Below are 17,209 nucleotides of genomic sequence, written 5' to 3'. Positions count from 1 at the left end.
CTCGCCCGGACATCGCCGCAAATCGCAGCAGGTGCCCACTGGGCGCCGTGGGCTGGTCCACCATTCCTCCAGGGACCGGCTCACGCCTGAAAGTGCAACAACTTCCGTGTTCACCGCAGACGCTCCCAGCGGTTTGCTGGTCTCTGCAGCCGGCTGGCCTCTTTGTGCCAGCGCGTTGACAACTTCCCCGTACGTCTTCTGTTCTGTTCGCTGCGCTGCTCGTCTGGCATGCGCTGTGTGCTACCGGCCCGTGGCGCGATTGCGCGCTGCCCAGGCCTTTGGAATATCAACCACCCGAACCACCGCCCTGCGAGCCCGATGATCCGAACCCGCCGGGTGTCATCAATACCGATGCCGCGTTGCTCCAGAAATCGCCCACGCTGGTTTCGACGCTCGCCATGACGGCAATCAGCACCAAAGCCACCATCACCAGCAGCAGGGCGTATTCCACGCTGGCTGCACCGGTCTGGCGGCATTTGATGTGTTGGTCTTTGGTTTCCACGTCCCACCCCCTCAGGTGTGCGTCGGTTCTGTCTTGTCTTTCCGAAACACCGTGCTGCTATGTCGGCGGGAGCAACAGAGCGACGAACGTGCCATTGCCGCTAAGTCCTTGATTTTAAATGGCTGGGCAGCCGTGCCAGCCTCTAGCCCAGGCAATCGGCCGGTGCTTGTTTCCCGGGCGTTACGCGCACTTTGTGCCGATTGCGATACAGCAAACGATGCCGCCGAATGAATTTGCGCAAACGCCAAACGTAAAAGTGACGCAGACGCGTTGTGCACCGCAAAAAGCCACGGGTAAGCCCGCAGCCGTGCCAGTCACATCAATGCGTGCATTGCTGAAACATGCGGCCTCTGCCGAGACAAGATGCGATGCATCGGTGTCGTCCGGCGCGGTGTGGCCGCGAGGCGTCTTAAGGAGCGCGTTGCAGGAAAAGAGGCGTGCTTTATCGGGGAGGTGGCCTACGGCAAAACCGCGGCCTGAGCTTGACGCCTGATACGCCGATGGCCATTTCCTCGTATGGAAGGATTAGGCGCGCGACCGACAGGGGTGGCGCGGCCGGGCATGTCAAAACCGTTTCAGTTCTGAAACATGGCTCGGCACGGCCGGGGAAGAAACGAATGAAGCGCAGCGCCGTTACAGCACGACTGGCCGGTCGCTCAGCTCGTTGGTGCGCGGCGTGCCATCGGAAGGCACGTGTGCGGCGAGGAGGTCGTTGATCTGCGCCAGCGCATCGAGCACCGGCGCCATGGCCACGCGCTGCGCGAAGCCGCGCGTGATGGTTTCGCAGATGGTGCGCCACGTGTGCGCGTCGACTTTCGCGGCGATACCGTGGTCGGCCAGGATCTCAACCGCGTGGTCGGCCAGGTTGATGTAGAGCAGCACGCCCACGTGCTCGCGCGTGTTCCACACCTCTAGCAGCCCGAACAGCATCCGGGCGCGGTGACGCGGCGATACACCAGCCCACGCGTCGCGCATCGGCAGCGAGCTTTCGATGACGACGCGCACTTCGCCGCGATGGCGTTGTTCGCCTTCGCGCACGGCGGCTTCGAGCTTTTGCAGTTCTGCCGGCGGAAACGCTCGTCTGGCGTGCGACGAGGTCGTCAGCAGATGGGTGAGGGCACGCCGGGCGCCGCGGTGATGTCGGGTCGTGGAAGCCATGGATGTGTTTACCGGTTACCAGTTGCCGGAGGCGCCACCGCCACCGAAATCACCACCACCCCCGCCGCCAAAGCCGCCGCCTCCACCGCCACCGCCGCCGCCGCCGCCGCCGAAATCACCGCCGCCGCGTCCCCAGCCACCGCCCAATCCACCACCCAAGCCGCCGATGGTGCCGGGGCCCCAGCCGCGATTGCCCATCACCACGCGCGAGCCGGGCCGGCCGGGCAGGCTGCCGGTCACGCGCCCGCCCGAGCGCATGGCCGCGCTGAGCACGAAGAACACGATGATCGCCAGCGGAAACAGCACGGGCAGCCAATCGCCGATGCCGCCACCGGATTGCTGGCGCTTTGCCCGCTCAGCCGGCGGCAGGCTCTCTTGCGCAATGACGGTCTGGATGGCCGAGATACCCGCTGACAGCCCGCCGTAAAAATCGCCCTGGCGGAAGTGCGGCGCCATTACGTCCTGCAGGACGCGCTTGGATTGCGCATCAGTCAGCGCCCCTTCAAGCCCGCGCCCGACTTCGATACGCATCTTGCGCAGCGAGGCCGGGTTGTCCTTGGCGATGAGGATGATCGCGCCGTCGTCCACGCCCTTGCGGCCGGCCTTCCACGCATCGGCCACGCGGATGCCGTACGCCTCGATGGGTTCTGGCGCAGTGGAGGGCACCATCAGCACGAAGATCTGACTGCCGCGCTGCTGTTCGTAATCGGCCAGCACCTGTTCGAGCGCGCTCTTCTGCTCGGCGCTGAGCGTGCCGGTCAGGTCGGTCACGCGCGCAGCCAGCGGCGGCACGGCCACCATGTCGCTTTGCGCCCGCGCAGGCAGCGCAGTGGCCAGCCACAGGGCTGCGGTCAGCAGGAAGGCGAAGCAGGCACGCGCGCGCATCGACATGATCGTCAGCTCGTCAGAACTTCACCGCCGGGGCGGTGGAGATACCTTTCTCGTTCTCGACCGTGAAGTTCGGCTTGACCTGGTAGCCCATTACCTTGGCCGTCAGGTTGGTCGGGAAGCTACGCGCAAGCACGTTGTACTCCTGCACCGATTTGATGTAACGCTGGCGGGCCACCGTAATGCGGTTCTCGGTGCCTTCCAGTTGCGATTGCAGATCGCGGAACGACTGGTCAGCCTTGAGCTGCGGATAGTTCTCCGACACCGCCATCAGGCGCGACAGCGCGCTCGAAAGCTCGCCCTGCACCTGCTGGAATTTCTGGAACGCTGCCGGATCGTTCAGCACCTCCGGCGTGATCTGGAAGCTGGTGGCTGCGGCGCGCGCCTTGGTCACCGCTTCCAGCGTGTCCTTCTCGTGCGAGGCATAGCCCTTGACCGTATTCACCAGGTTCGGAATCAGGTCCGCACGACGCTGGTATTGGTTGACGACCTCGGCCCAGGCGGCCTTGGTGGCTTCGTCCTTTGCCTGGAAATCGTTGTAGCCGCATGCAGACAGGAACGGCGCAGCCAGCACGGCCAGCGACAGCGCAAGCCAGCGCAGTACTGAAAAACGCGTCGAACGGAAGGTCAGGGCAGGGGTCATGAAGTCCTCTAGATCTGAATCTGAAAAGAATGTGGCATGAGACCGACATCGTCGCATGTCGTTTCAGCGCACTTTAGCTTATGCGCTTGACGCTCCAGTCACACATCAGTACGGTATGGGGACTTTTTTGACAATTTCCATGCGCGCGATTTCCTCTTCCTCGTCGATCTGCTCGGCACCGGCATTCAGCCTGTCGGTCGTGTCGACGCTCGCGCGCGCCAAAAAAGCCACCAAACAGCCGCTCGTCTGACCGGAGCGCTGTTCCGTCAGATGGGCGACGGAACAGCGGTTGACCGACACGTTAGACACGGTTGCCTCTCACCCGCATCTCGCGGGCCTGCATTCCCGAAGCGCTTCTGATGGTTCTTGACCGGTCGTTGATTCGTCCAGGAGTGTTGTCGTGCTTGAAAATTCATCCACCAATCTGTCGAACCACGAACGTCCGTCGTATGCGGGCATCTGGGTGCCCATCGTGACGCCGTTTGCCGATGACGTGGCGCGATCGGTCGACTACGGCGCGCTATATACATTAGTGGTGCGCTATCGCGCGCTGGGTGTTGCCGGCTTCGTGGCGTGTGGCAGTACTGGCGAAGCCGCAGCGCTGACGGATCAGGAACAGGCCGACGTGCTCGATACGGTACTCGCCGCCGCCGACGGCTTGCCCGTGGTGATGGGCGTCTCGGGCAGCGCCCTCGCATCTGTACGCGAGCGGATGCTGCGCCTCGCTGAGCATCGGCCGGCAGCGTTTCTGATTCCGGCGCCTTCCTACATTCGCCCGTCGCAGCGCGGGATCATCGAATACTTCACCGCATTGGCCGACGCCTCGCCCGTGCCGGTGCTGCTGTACGACATTCCGTATCGCACCGGCGCGAACATCGACACCGAAACGCTGCTTGCGCTGGCGGCGCATTCCAACATCCACGGCATCAAGGATTGCGGTGGCGATGCGGACAAGACGCAGCGCGTGATTGCCGACGGCCGATTGCAGGTGCTGGCCGGGGAAGATGCGCAGGTGTTCGGCACGCTGTGCGCCGGCGGTGTCGGGGCGATCATTGCTGCCGCGCATGTCCGCACGGAGCTGTTTGTCGAGATGGCAAGGGCGGTGCAGGAGCAGCGGTTGAACGATGCACGGCGGTTGCATCATGCGCTGGCACCGGTAATTCGGTTGTTGTTTGCCGAGACGAACCCTGGGCCTTTGAAGGCTTGGCTGGCTGCCGAGGGGTTGATTCGGAATGTGTTGCGGGCGCCGATGATGGGGGCTTCTGAGGGGGTTGCGAGGGAGTTGGGGGAAGTGGTTGCGCGGGTTTGATTTTGTTGTCGGTGGTCCATCCCTGTTTCGTACCCTGCCGGGCACGACCTACTTTTCTTTGTCTTGCCAAAGAAAAGTAGGCAAAAGAAAGGCGCGCCCGAGATGGCGAAAGACTCCTTGAATTTGCGTAACCGGGCGGAGGTGGGGAAAACTCGCTGCGCTCAGACAGTTCCCCACCTTTTTTCCGCCCGCTTACGAATATTCAAGGCGCCATCAAGGGCTCAACGTCAAAAGAAAAAGGCCAACCCCATCGTGAGGTTGGCCTTGTCGTTTGGGCCTGCGCTTAGGCGGTTTGGCCTTTGACTTTCCTGCCCTAGATGGAGCCTTGAATTTCTGTTGCAGGGAGGAAAAAGAAGGGAGGCCTGTCTGAGCGCAGCGAGTTTTTCCCTTCCCCTCCCTGCGACATAAATTCAAGGAATCTTTCGCCATCTCGGGCGCGCATTTCTTTGCTTACTTTCTTTGGGCAAGACCAAAGAAAGTGAGTCAGCCCCGGCAGGGGATGAAACAAGGGATGCACCACCAAGCCCCATCCCAAGAAACAAAACTCAAACAGCCCTAAACGCCTTCCGAGCCGCCTCAAACGTCGCATCCAAAATCCCATCATCATGCGTCGCAGACACAAACCCAGCCTCAAACGCAGACGGCGCCAGATACACACCCTGATCCAGCATCGCGTGGAAGAACGCATTGAAGCGCCCAACATCGCTCTTGGTCACTTCTGCAAAGCTCGTCGGCACGCCTTCGCGGAAGTAGATGCCGAACATGCCGCCCACGCTGTCAGCGGCAAACGGCACGCCAACTTCACGCGCGATATCGGCCAGCCCATCCACCAGTTTGCGCGTCTGCGCGGCCAGTCGGTCATGGAAACCCTCCGCCGCAATCAGCCGCAATGTGGTGAGCCCGGCCGCCACGGCCAGCGGATTTCCCGACAGCGTCCCAGCCTGGTACACGTTGCCCAGGGGCGCCAGGAACCCCATGATGTCGCGGCGGCCGCCAAACGCCGCGGCTGGCATGCCGCCGCCAATCACCTTGCCCAGACACGTCAGGTCCGGCTTGATGCCGTACAACGCCTGCGCGCAACCGAGCGCGACGCGGAAGCCCGTCATCACCTCGTCAAAGATCAGCACGGCGCCGTGCTCGGTGCACAGCGAACGCATGGCCTGGTGGAATTCGTTGCTGCCACGCACGAGGTTCATGTTGCCGGCCACGGGCTCGACGATGACGGCGGCGATTTCCTTGCCATGGCGGGCAAAGGCCTCGCGCAGTGCGGCCACGTCGTTGTACGGCAGCACCATCGTGTGCTTGACCACGTCTTCCGGCACGCCGGCGGAAGAGGGCGCGTTCTGCGTCGTATCGGCAAACGTCAGCAGGCCTGAACCGGCCTTGACCAGCAGGCTGTCGGCGTGACCGTGGTAGCAGCCTTCGAACTTGACGATCAGGTCGCGCCCGGTAAAACCGCGCGCCAGGCGCAGGGCGCTCATGGTTGCTTCGGTACCGGACGACACCAGCCGTACCTGCTCGATCGACGGCACGAGCTTGCAGATTTCCTCGGCCATCACGACTTCAGCCTCGGTGGGCGCGCCGAACGAAAAGCTATCGGCCGCCACCTCCTGCACGGCACGGACGACGTCCGGATGCGCGTGGCCAACGATCATCGGACCCCAAGAGCCCACGTAGTCGATATAGCGGGTGCCGTCCGCGTCCCACAGATACGGGCCGGCCGCCTTGGCGATGAAGCGCGGCGTGCCGCCCACCGAGCGGAAGGCGCGCACCGGCGAGTTCACCCCGCCGGGGATGGTCTTCTGGGCACGTTCAAACAGGGTGGCGCTGCGGGAGGGAGTCGGCATGGAGGGTTTTGGAAGAGAGCGTGGCGCCGAGCAGAGCGGCGCTGCGGCACGGTTTAAAGGCTGTTCAAGGCGATTATGCGGTGGTTTGCCGCAGATCCGGGTTGGATGCAGTCAAACACCGCGTCTGCCCGGCGCCTGTTCTGGCGCACCCGGGCGTGATTCGGTACCATCTGGCCTGCCATTTTAATAGACGGAACCCACCGAAGCTTTGCCCTATGGAACAACAGATTGAATACAAGACGTGGATGTGCCTGATTTGCGGCTGGATCTACGACGAAGAACAAGGCGCCCCGGACGACGGCATTGCGCCCGGCACGAAGTGGGAAGACGTGCCCATCAACTGGACGTGCCCGGAATGCGGCGCGCGCAAGGAAGACTTTGAAATGGTGCAGATCTGATCCGGATCTGACCTGTCTCCCGTCAGCAAGTGAGTGTTTGCCCTCTTGCTGACAGCCAAGTATCAGGAAATGACGGTTCGATGAATCGGCTCGTCGCTTCCATGCCACAAGCGCTCGGCGGACCGCCGGCGCCATTGACGGCGAATAGGTGACTTGTCACACTTCGTCAAATTCTGAGCTTCACACTTCATAAGCGGGCCGGGGGGCGTAGTTTTGAAGTCGTCGCCAGCGTGGGCCCTTTCCGTTTGGAGGGCACGCTGCGCGGCGATTTGCCGCGATCCATCCGGTCAGAATGTCGTGGCGACCCGTGGTCGCGCACTGCGAGAACATGATGCAATCCGCGCGGGTGGAACAACTGGCTGACTCTCAACCGCTGGCGAACTCTCCGCTGGCGCATTCCCTGACAGGCTGCAAGGTGCTGGTGATCGACGATTCCAGCACCATCCGCCGTACCGCGCAGATTTTTCTCACCCAAGCCGGGTGCCAGGTCATGCTGGCCGAAGACGGCTTCGACGCACTGGCCAAGGTGGGTGACCTGAAGCCCGATCTCGTATTCTGCGACATCCTGATGCCGAATCTGGACGGCTACCAGACCTGCTCGCTGATCAAGAAAAGCCCAAAGTTTCATGCCACGCCTGTGATCATGCTGTCTTCGCGCGACGGAATTTTCGACCGTGCGCGGGGCAAGTCGGTCGGGGCGGTTGACCACCTTGCCAAGCCGTTCTCGAAGGAAGCGCTGCTGGAGGCGGTCCAGACGCATTTGCCGGTGGCGCCAGCTGCCGCGCAGTGATGGCATCTCTCTTAACGAAGGACTGTTTGTATGGCAATCAAGAAAGTGTTGGTGGTCGATGATTCTCCGACCGAAGCGCTGCACCTGTCGGAGATCCTCGGCAAGAACGGTTTCAAGGTGACGGTCGCTGCCGATAGCGAGCAGGCCATGACCAAGCTCGAAGCTGAAACCTTCGACCTGATCCTGATGGACGTGGTGATGCCGGGCCAGAACGGCTACCAGGCGACCCGCGCCATCAAGAAGGACGAGCGCTTCCAGGGCATCCCCGTGATCATGTGCACGACCAAGGGTCTGGAGACCGACCGTGTGTGGGGCATGCGCCAGGGCGCATCGGACTACATCGTCAAGCCGGTCAAGGCCGAAGAGCTGCTCGAGAAGATCGCCAAGCTGGCGCAGTAAACCTGCGGCAGTCGGCCAATCGTTATCCAACCGCGCGCAACGCCTGACATGGCGTACAGCACAGGACATGAGCCAGACGTGAACGAACAGCGCACCAACCTGACCTCCCGCCAGCGCCTGCATGAATACCAGGCGATGCTGGCCCGCCGCCTCCAAGAGGCGCGCGCCAAGTCGTCGACGGAAGGCTTTCTGGGCGTGCAGATCGGCGAGCACCACTGGCTTCTGTCGCTGACCGAAACCGGCGAAGTGCTGGACTACCAGCCGCCTGCACGCGTGCCGCTCACGCAGCCGTGGTACCTCGGTCTCGTGAACGCGCGCGGCAACTTGCTTGGTGTGATCGATTTCGGCCTGTTCTGCGGTGAAGCGCCGACGGGCAGCGGCAGCGGCGCCAAGATCGTGGTGCTGTCCAAAGACCCGCAGCGTGCGTGCGCGATCGTCGTGCCGCGTGTGGCGGGACTGCGCAGCCTGAGCGATCTGCAGCCCGCCGAAGCCACCGTGGAAGAGGGGCGTCCTTGGTTGGGCCGCGCCTGGCGCGACGTGCACGGCACACAGTGGCGTGAACTGGATGTGCGGCAATTGCTGGCCGATCCGGCGTTCCTGCAGGTCGGCCGTAGCCGCACATAAAGCGATTGGGAATCAGGCCGTAGAGCCTTAGAGCAAACAAGAAAGATTGAGCATGCCGCTACGGGAGCGGGGTGTGCAGGGGCAAGAGGCGGTGCGTGGCGCGCGCAACAGGGCGCGCCAGATGTATTCGACGGGCACTGCCGAAGGTGCGTACCACGCCGGGTGGAACAAGGCGCGGACGCGGACGGGAAATCCATGCGGCTGATCTCGATAGAACGAGACGGCAGCATCGACAAAACAAGAGGGTCCTATGGGGTTCAAGTGGTTCAACGCAGGTCGCCGTGCCGCAGAGGCAGGGGCGCCGGAGGTTGCAGTGGAGGGCGCGTCGGCGGCTTCCGTGCAGTTGGCGCAGTTGGACAATGCGCCCCATACGGATGAGGGCAATCCCGCTGGCCCGCCCACGCAACTGGGCCGCTCGCCCATGGATGCCGTGGTCGGCTGGATGGAGCGCGTGCCGTTTGCTGCGCAGCAGCGTGTCTTCACGATCGGCCTCGTGGTCGGTCTGCTGGCCCTGCTGATCTCGGTGTACCTGGATAACCGCCAGGCCAACAACGGTTCGGTGCAGATTGAAATTGCGGGTGACACGCTGATGCACTCGCAGCGTCTGGCCAAGGCAGTGCCGGTGGCGCTGCTGGGTAACACCAACGCATTCGCACAGCTCAAGGAAAGCCGCGCGCGCCTGCAGGAGAACCTCGACGCGCTGAAGAACGGCAACTCCGAGCGCGGCGTGCGTGCCTCGGGTGGCGAGGCCGAAGCGCTGCTCGACAAGTCGATCGAAGAGTGGAAGCGCAGCGACAAGAGCGCCCAGGCCATCTTGGCGCAGGAAAAGACGCTGGTGGCGGTGGGTAAGACGCTGAACGTGTTCAACGCGTCGAACCCCGAATTGCTGGAAGAAGCCGAGCAGATCTCGTCGATGAAGCTGCAGACCAACGCGCCGGCCCGTGAAGTGGCCGCCTCGTCGCAGCTGGTGATGTTGACGCAGCGTCTGGGTAAGAACATGAACGAGTTCCTGGCCGGCGAAGGCGTGAACCCGGAAACGGCGTTCCTGCTCGGTAAGGACACAAACACCTTCCGCGAAACCCTGAACGGCCTGCTCAACGGCTCGGAAGCGCTGCGCCTGTCGGCCGCCACCGATGCCGAGACGAAGGGCTATCTGCAAGAGCTGTCGACCCGCTTCGACAACGTGCAGAAGACCACGCAGATCATTCTTGAAAACCTGCCGGGCCTGATTGCCGCCAAGCGCGCCCAGCAGCAGATCTTCAACGACAACGAAAAGCTGCGTGCCGACCTGTCGGATCTGCAGTCGGCCTATGCCGGCAGCGTGCGCAGCCGTCCGGTGACGCTCGGTGCGGTGGTGCTGTCGGCCATCCTGACCGTGGTCTGCCTGGCCGGCCTGGCCGCCCTGTACCTGCGCGATTCGCGCGTGCGTACGATGGAAGCAGAAGCCCGTCAGCGTGAAGCTGAAGAACGCCGGATGGTGGAAAAGCGCAACAACGATTCCACCCAGGCCGCAATTCTGCGTCTGATGAACGAACTGCAGGACATTGCAGACGGTGACTTGACCAAGCAGGCCACCGTGTCGGAAGACATTACCGGCGCCATTGCCGACTCGGTGAACTACACCGTGGAAGAACTGCGCGAGCTGGTCGGCCGGGTGCAACAGACGGCCGAGCAGGTGACGCAGGCATCGTCGGCAGTGCAGACCACGTCGGAAAGCCTGGTGGCCGCATCCGAAGAACAGTCCCGCCAGATTCGCCAGACCGGGCAGTCGGTGGTGGAGATGGCCGACCGCATTACGCAGGTCTCGCGCGGCGCTGCTGAATCGGCCAACGTTGCACGCGCCTCGCTGGCCGCTGCAGAGCAAGGCCAGCAGGCCGTGCAGAACGCCATCACGGGCATGAACGACATCCGTGACCAGATTCAGGAAACCTCGAAGCGGATCAAGCGCCTGGGCGAATCGTCGCAGGAGATCGGTGAAATCGTGGAGCTGATCTCGGACATTACCGAGCAGACCAACGTGCTGGCACTGAACGCTGCCATCCAGGCAGCATCGGCTGGTGAAGCCGGCCGCGGCTTCTCGGTGGTGGCAGAGGAAGTGCAGCGCCTGGCAGAACGTTCGGCCGAGGCAGCCAAGCAGATTGGCGCGCTGATCCGCACGATTCAGACCGACACGCAAGACGCGGTGCACGCCATGGAGCGCAGCACGGCGGGCGTGGTGGAAGGGGCGAAGCTGTCCGATAACGCCGGTACCGCACTGGTGGAGATCGGCCGCGTGTCGCGCCAGCTTGCCGAACTGATTGAGAGCATTTCGCAGACGACGTCGCACGAAGCGACGCTGGCTTCGGACGTTGCGCAGAACATCGAACAGATCCTGCACATCACGGAACAGACGTCGACGGGTACACGCCAGACCGCGCAGTCGGTGCGCCAGCTCACGCAGCTTGCTGAAGAACTGCGTGACTCGGTGGCGCGGTTCCGCATCGCCTGATTCGCGTAACGACGCCGTCACTGGATTTCGGGCGGGAGCGCCGAAGGGGTCACCCAGGCAACTGCGGCAACCGCCACCTGCTTTTTGGAAGCACACATGCGTCATCAATCTGCCGCCGAGCCCGCCCAGTCCCATCTTGCCTCGCTCGAGGTGGCTGGCGCCCCCGCGGTGCGCTCGAAGTCTGCCGTGCCGGCGCGTGACCTTTCCGCGCTGGCGTGGGTCGCGCCCAACATGCGCGCTGCGCTGGACGACGCCGTGCGCGAGTTCGGCGAATACGCAGCCGATGTCATCGCCAATCCGGAAGTCATCGGGGCGCGCGATACGACGTCGCTGCGCTTGGCCGGCCAGTATCTGCACCAGGCTGCCGGTGCACTGCTGATCGTCGGCCTGCGTGGTGTCGACGTGTATTGCCAGGCCGCCAAGCGCCTGCTCGAAGCCGTCGATGCCGGCACCGTAGCTGCCGACGCGCAGACGCTGGACGTGTTCTCGCGCGCCGTGCAGGCGCTGCAGGAATACGTGGCCGACCTGATGGCCGGTATGGCAGAAGAGCCGCTGCGCCTGTTCCAACCGTATCAAGCCGTGCTCGCCCGCCTGGGCGAAGAGCGCGTCCACCCGGCTGACCTGTGGGCCGATGAGCTGCGCCATCTGCCGGCCCTGCTGCTGCCCTCGCGCGATCTGCCGGGGCTGGCACGCCTGCGCCGCAAGTTCGAACTCGCGTTGCTGACGGCGCTGCGGGCACCGGCATCCAACGCCGATGGTGCGCAGGTGGATCCGTCCGCAGCAGCTGCAGCCTACGCCCCGCTGGAAGACCTGCTGCATGGCATTCGCGCGCTAGAGCGCGAACCGCGCCGCGCCGGGGACGATCTGCAGCGCGATCTGTGGCTCGTGCTGGCCCTGACGTTTGGCGCCTTGCGTGCCGGTCTGGTGCCGGCCGACATGACCGCCAAGCGCTTGGCGGCACGCGTCAACCTGCTGCTGCGCCAGTACTCGCACAACAACGTCCACCTGCCGCAAGGCCTGCTGACCGACGCGCTGTATCTGCTGGCCGGCATGGCCTACAGCAACGCGCCCGCGGCGCCGGTGGGCGACGACACGCTCGGCCCGGACATCATGGCCTGTGTGCAGGCCTTCGCGATTCCGCCCACGCACGCGCCCGCTGGCGCACTGCACACGCGCCAGTATTACGCGCTGCTGCCGGCGGACGCCAGCGACACGCTGCAACGCGTTGGCCGCTCGCTCGAAACGCTCAGCCAACAATCAGAGCCTGCAGCGGACGAACTTGATGCTGCACTGCAGACGCTCGCGCTGCATGCCGACGCGCTGGGTCAGCCGGCTCTGACTGACTTGTCGAACCGCCTGACCGAAGCCGCTGGACAGGACGTTGCCCCCACGCTGCAGTTCCTCTCGCGCATGCTGGCCCGCCCGTGGGCGCTGCATGGCGAATCTGGCGACTTGCGCAGCGCGTGGTTTGCCGCCCGCTGCAGTGAGCTGGCCGAACACGCCCGCGCCACGCAAGACGGCCACGCCGTACCGGCACCCGCATGGCTCACGCTGCTGGCCGAAGAAGCGGTGCAACGCCGCGCGCGCACCGAGCAGGTTCGCGCACTGCAAACGCTGCTGGCTTCTGCCGAAACGCACCTCGATGCTTTCGAGCGCGAGGGTGAAGAAAGCGGTGGGCTGCAAGAAGCTGCCCGCCTGTTCGGCGAGATGCAGACTGCCTTTGCCGCACTCGACGCCTATGAGGCCGTCCACGCTACCGAAGCCGCGCAATCGACCATCAACGCGCTGCACGCTGCGGGCGAGGGTGCTACTGCCGATCGCGAACGTTACCTGGCTGCGCTGGCCGCCAACGTCAGCGGCCTGCAAGCCCTGCTGGACGCACTGTCTGCCGGCACGGAACTGACCGGCGGCCAGGTCGACGAGATCGTCATCGAAGGCCAGTTGACGCCGACCGAGCGCGAAACCGCATGGCGGGAGTTCGCCTTCGATGCCGAATCCGGCATGCTGAACCGCCGCGAGCCGCAATCCGAAACGCTCGCCGGCGCAGGCGTGGCCAATGCCGATGCTGCATCGCCGCTGCAATCGCTGCTTGATCGCCTGCTGGCCAAGCAGCCAGTCGACCCGACCGACCCGCTGGCCGCCGAGTTGCGTACCGCGCTGCAAGAAGCACGCGACGCCGCCGCCATCGACGACGATCCGGCTCGCCGGCGTCGCCTGGAAGAGGCGCTGGCCCAGTTCGACGCATGGCAGATTGGCAGTGCCGGCGCGCTTGAGCGCATGCAGGCCGCATTGGCCGCTCCGGCTGCGGTGCCCGCTGCTGCCGCTGCACCTGCACTTGGTGCCGTGCGGGATACCCAATCCATTGATGCCGAGCTGCTCGACATCTTCCTGTCTGAAGCCGAAGAAGTGCTGGCTGGCGTCCGAGCCGATCTGCATGGCCTGCAGGCTGCCGCCGATATGGGCACGGGCGGCCTGGCTGCCGGCTCCGACCTGGACTTGCTCACGCAACTGCGCCGCGCGTTCCACACGCTCAAGGGCTCGGGCCGCATGGTCGGCCTCACGCGCTATGGCGAAGCTGCCTGGGCCATCGAGCAGGTGATGAATGTCTGGCTGGCCGAGAGCCGCGTGCCGACACATGACCTGGCCGCTCTGCTGGCGCGCGCCGAGTCCGAGCTGTCGACGTGGGCTGCCGCCATCGCGCAATCGCCCCAAGCCGATCACGCTATCGAACCGCTGGTTGCCGCTGCAGAGCGTGTGCGCCATGGCGGTCCGTTCGTGTGGCTGGAGGCCGTGCCCGAAGCGCAGGCAGCTCCCGAACACGTTGAGCCGCAAACGCCTGAAGCACCGGCTGCAGAAACCGCATCGCACGACGTCGACGCGGTGCAGCCGATGGAGCTGGCTGCGCCGGATGTGCCCGTTGCAGAAGCTGAAGAAGCCGTCGCGCTCACGTGGGATGACGAACCCCCGCTGCCCGAAGTCGAGGCGCCGATGCCCGAGGCCACCGCACCGGTGGTCGAGCATGAGGCAGTCGAGCCGGTTGCAGAGCACGTCGAAGAGGCTCATCAGGAAGCCGCCGCTGAACCGGTTGCTGCTGACGCCGATGCCAAGGTGATCCCGTTCCCGTTCGCGCAGACCGGCGAGCCGGAGGAAGCACCGCACGACGACGGCGTGAAGGAGATTGGTCCGGTCCGCATCAGCGTGGCGCTGTACAACGTCTACCTGCAGGAAGCCGACGATCTGATCCGCCGCCTGGGCGTGGATTTCTCTGAGTGGCGCCACGAAGGCCGCACGCCGCCGAGTGAGCTGGCACTGCGCGCCGCGCACACGCTGCAAGGCAGCTCCGCCGTGGTCGAACTGGAGCCAGTGCGCCAGTTGGCTGGGGCGCTGGAGCAAGTGCTGCTGAATCTGAACAGCCGCCCGGTGGCGATGCATCCGGGCGACTTCCGCCTGCTTGATCAATCCATCGAGCGCATGCGCGGCATGCTGCATCAATTTGCCGCCAGCCTCTGGCCGGAATCTGACGAGGCGATGCGTCGCAGCCTGGACGAACTGTGCGAGCGTCTGCTCGTGCGTCCGCGCCTGCCGCTGGAGCCGGCGCCCGCAGCCTTTACCGAAGCCGAACAGGCCGAGAACGAAACCGCTGGCTTGGCCGGCGAACCCGAGTTTGAGCCGGCGGAGATCACGCCGACGTTCGTGCCGTCGCTGGTGCCTGTGCACGAGTCGCCGGTTGCCGAGCCGGCCGTGGGTGAGCTTGTCCGCTCAGCACCGGCCGACGCGCTCGATCCGGCGCTGCTGGAAATCTTCCTGGAAGAAGCGCACGTCGCGCTGCCCGAGCTGGGCCAGCACCTGCGTGCATGGGAAGCCGCGCCGCAGGACCGCAATGCCGCCGGCCTGCTGCTGCGTAACCTGCACACGGTCAAGGGCAGTGCGCGCATGGCCGGCGCCATGACGCTGGGTCAGGCCGCGCACGAAATGGAAAGCGCCATTGAAGGCGGCTTGCGCCAGAACCGCGTGGACGACGCGCTGTTCCGCAAGCTCTACGTCTGGTTTGACCGCATTCAGGCGCACGTCGATGCGCTGGGCGCGGGCAATCTGCTGCCGCTCGATGCTGGCCTTGCCGATGCTACCGAGGCGCCGCAGACGGCAGCCGACGCGCAGACATCGTCCGGTACATCGATGCTGCCGGCTGTTGCAGTCTCGACGAACGTCGATCTGACCGGCGCGCGCAGCCCTGAAGCAGAAGCCCTGGAAGTCGCCGAACGCCAACGCGCGATGGTGCGCGTGCAGGCGCGTGCGCTTGACTCGCTTATCAACGATGCGGGTGAAGTCGGTGCCGCGCGGGCCCGTCTGGAGTCGGAAGTCGATGCGCTCAAGACCTATCTGTCGGAACTGAACGACAACGTGGCGCGTTTGCGCTCGCAGGTGCGCGAGATCGAAATCCAGGCCGAAACGCAGATGGAGTCGCGCATTGCCGATGCGGCTGCACACGATGAATCGTTCGATCCGCTGGAGTTCGACCGATTCACGCGCTTGCAGGAACTCACGCGGATGATGGCCGAGTCAGTCAATGACGTGGCGACGGTGCAGCAGAACTTGTTCCGCGGTTTCGATCAGGCGTCGCTCGATCTGGAAACGCAGGCACGCCTCACGCGCGGCCTGCAGCGCAGCCTGATGCGCGCGCGCATGGTGCAGTTCGATACCGTGGCCGATCGTCTGTATCGCGTGGCCCGCCAGGCGGCGTCGGAAACCGGCAAGGAAGTCCGGCTGTTCATCAAGGGCGGTACGGTGGAACTGGATCGCAGCGTGCTGGACCGCATGGGCGGCCCGCTCGAACACATGATCCGCAACGCCGTCGCACACGGCATTGAATCCGCCGACGAGCGTCGCGCCAAGGGCAAGAATCCGGCGGGCGAGCTCACGCTGGAAGTGCAGCAGGAAGGCAACGAAGTCGTGCTGCATTTCGTGGACGACGGCGCCGGACTGAACCTCGACCGCATTCGCGCCCGGGCACTGGAGCGCCAGCTTCTGGCGCCGGATGAGGAAGCCAGCGACGCGCGCCTCACCGAGATGATCTTCACGCCGGGCTTCTCTACTGCCGACCAAGTGTCCGAGCTGGCAGGCCGTGGCGTGGGCATGGACGTGGTGCGTGCTGAAACCGTCGCCCTGGGCGGCCGGATCTCGCTGCAGACCACGCCGGAAGTCGGCACGCGTTTCACTATCCACTTGCCGCTGACGACCGCCATTACGCAGGTGCTGCTGGTGCGTGTGAGCGAGCGCGTGTATGCGATTCCGTCGGGCATGATCGACCACGTGCAGCAACTGCGTCCGCAGGCGCTGGCCGAGGCGTACAACGCGGCTGCACTGCAATTGCCGACGGGCCCCGTGCCGTTCCACTACTTTGGCGCGCTGCTTGAAGAGGCGAAGTCCGTCACGGGCGGGCGCAAGTACTCGCCGGCCGTGGTGGTGCGCAACGGCGCCGAGCGCGCCGCCGTGCACGTCGACGAAGTGATCGGCAACCGCGAAGTGGTGGTCAAACACATCGGCCCGCACCTTGCGCGTCTGGAAGGGATTGCCGGTGCGACCACGCTGGGCGACGGCGAGATCGTGCTGATCTACAACCCCGTGGTGCTCACGCAGCGCTTTGAGCGTGAAGCTGCCGCACGTGGCATGTCCGATCAGGAAGCGACGGGCGCCGTGGCCGAGCTGCACCGCGACGGCAGCACCGATGCTGTGCCGGGCCTGGCTACACAGCCGATCGTCATGGTGGTCGACGATTCGCTCACGGTGCGCAAGGTCACGCAGCGTCTACTTACGCGCTCCGGCTACCAGGCCGTGCTCGCACGCGACGGTGTGGATGCGCTGCGTCAGTTGCAGGAGATCACGCCCGACGCGATGCTCGTCGACATCGAAATGCCGCACATGGACGGCTTCGACCTCACGCGCAACGTGCGTGCGGACGAACGCATCGGCGCCACGCCGATCATCATGATCACCTCGCGTACGGCGGACAAACACCGCCGCTACGCCGCGGAGATCGGCGTGAACGTCTACCTGGGCAAGCCGTACAACGAAGAGGAGTTGCTGCAGCATCTGCGCAACCTCATCGGCGAGCGTGCGCCCGCGGCCAACGCAGGCTGACGACACGCCTCGCATAAACAACAAC

At 64.5% G+C, this 17,209-nt stretch carries 13 protein-coding genes; 7 read left to right on the top strand and 6 right to left on the bottom strand.

The window, feature by feature from the left end:
• Positions 1 to 286: 286 nt before the first annotated feature.
• The 5 genes from NG898_RS16155 to NG898_RS16135 form a co-directional block, all read right to left on the bottom strand.
• Complete coding sequence (locus NG898_RS16155) at positions 287 to 502, bottom strand: Flp family type IVb pilin (protein WP_252693363.1); 216 nt, start codon at positions 500 to 502, stop codon at positions 287 to 289.
• Between the two features lie 633 nt (positions 503 to 1,135).
• Entirely contained in the window at positions 1,136 to 1,660 is a 525-nt protein-coding gene (locus NG898_RS16150; protein ID WP_252693362.1) for a TPM domain-containing protein, read from the bottom strand.
• A gap of 15 nt (positions 1,661 to 1,675) precedes the next feature.
• Positions 1,676 to 2,551 (bottom strand): TPM domain-containing protein, encoded by an 876-nt coding sequence (locus NG898_RS16145; protein WP_252693361.1) that lies wholly within the window; start codon positions 2,549 to 2,551, stop codon positions 1,676 to 1,678.
• Positions 2,552 to 2,564: 13 nt separating this feature from the next.
• Positions 2,565 to 3,191, bottom strand: coding sequence for a LemA family protein (locus NG898_RS16140; RefSeq protein ID WP_252693360.1), 627 nt, complete (start codon positions 3,189 to 3,191; stop codon positions 2,565 to 2,567).
• A gap of 105 nt (positions 3,192 to 3,296) precedes the next feature.
• Complete coding sequence (locus NG898_RS16135; protein ID WP_252693359.1) at positions 3,297 to 3,500, bottom strand: hypothetical protein; 204 nt, start codon at positions 3,498 to 3,500, stop codon at positions 3,297 to 3,299.
• Between the two features lie 91 nt (positions 3,501 to 3,591).
• Between NG898_RS16135 and dapA the strand changes: the two genes are divergently transcribed.
• On the top strand, positions 3,592 to 4,500 hold the full coding sequence (gene dapA, locus NG898_RS16130) for a 4-hydroxy-tetrahydrodipicolinate synthase (protein WP_252693358.1): 909 nt from the start codon (positions 3,592 to 3,594) through the stop codon (positions 4,498 to 4,500).
• 545 nt (positions 4,501 to 5,045) lie between these two features.
• Here the strand turns inward: dapA and hemL are convergent.
• Entirely contained in the window at positions 5,046 to 6,347 is a 1,302-nt protein-coding gene (gene hemL, locus NG898_RS16125) for a glutamate-1-semialdehyde 2,1-aminomutase (protein ID WP_252693357.1), read from the bottom strand.
• A 215-nt stretch (positions 6,348 to 6,562) separates the two neighbouring features.
• On the opposite strand from hemL, the gene NG898_RS16120 reads away from it, so the two are divergent.
• The 6 genes from NG898_RS16120 to NG898_RS16095 all read left to right on the top strand — a co-directional run bounded on the left by NG898_RS16120 (position 6,563) and on the right by NG898_RS16095 (position 17,184).
• Positions 6,563 to 6,745, top strand: coding sequence for a rubredoxin (locus tag NG898_RS16120; protein WP_003261842.1), 183 nt, complete (start codon positions 6,563 to 6,565; stop codon positions 6,743 to 6,745).
• A 292-nt stretch (positions 6,746 to 7,037) separates the two neighbouring features.
• Positions 7,038 to 7,535: a response regulator gene (locus NG898_RS16115; RefSeq protein WP_045204650.1), complete on the top strand. Its 498-nt coding sequence runs from the start codon at positions 7,038 to 7,040 to the stop codon at positions 7,533 to 7,535.
• 30 nt (positions 7,536 to 7,565) lie between these two features.
• Positions 7,566 to 7,934 (top strand): response regulator, encoded by a 369-nt coding sequence (locus NG898_RS16110; protein ID WP_004629647.1) that lies wholly within the window; start codon positions 7,566 to 7,568, stop codon positions 7,932 to 7,934.
• Between the two features lie 78 nt (positions 7,935 to 8,012).
• Positions 8,013 to 8,558: a chemotaxis protein CheW gene (locus tag NG898_RS16105; RefSeq protein ID WP_252693356.1), complete on the top strand. Its 546-nt coding sequence runs from the start codon at positions 8,013 to 8,015 to the stop codon at positions 8,556 to 8,558.
• Positions 8,559 to 8,808: 250 nt separating this feature from the next.
• On the top strand, positions 8,809 to 11,046 hold the full coding sequence (locus NG898_RS16100; RefSeq protein WP_252693355.1) for a methyl-accepting chemotaxis protein: 2,238 nt from the start codon (positions 8,809 to 8,811) through the stop codon (positions 11,044 to 11,046).
• A gap of 96 nt (positions 11,047 to 11,142) precedes the next feature.
• Positions 11,143 to 17,184: an Hpt domain-containing protein gene (locus NG898_RS16095; protein WP_252693354.1), complete on the top strand. Its 6,042-nt coding sequence runs from the start codon at positions 11,143 to 11,145 to the stop codon at positions 17,182 to 17,184.
• Positions 17,185 to 17,209: the final 25 nt, after the last annotated feature.

Origin of the sequence: Ralstonia mojiangensis, from assembly GCF_023955645.1 — a bacterium.
Taxonomy (GTDB): Bacteria; Pseudomonadota; Gammaproteobacteria; order Burkholderiales; family Burkholderiaceae; genus Ralstonia; species Ralstonia mojiangensis.
This window is presented reverse-complemented; position numbering and strand designations above follow the sequence as displayed.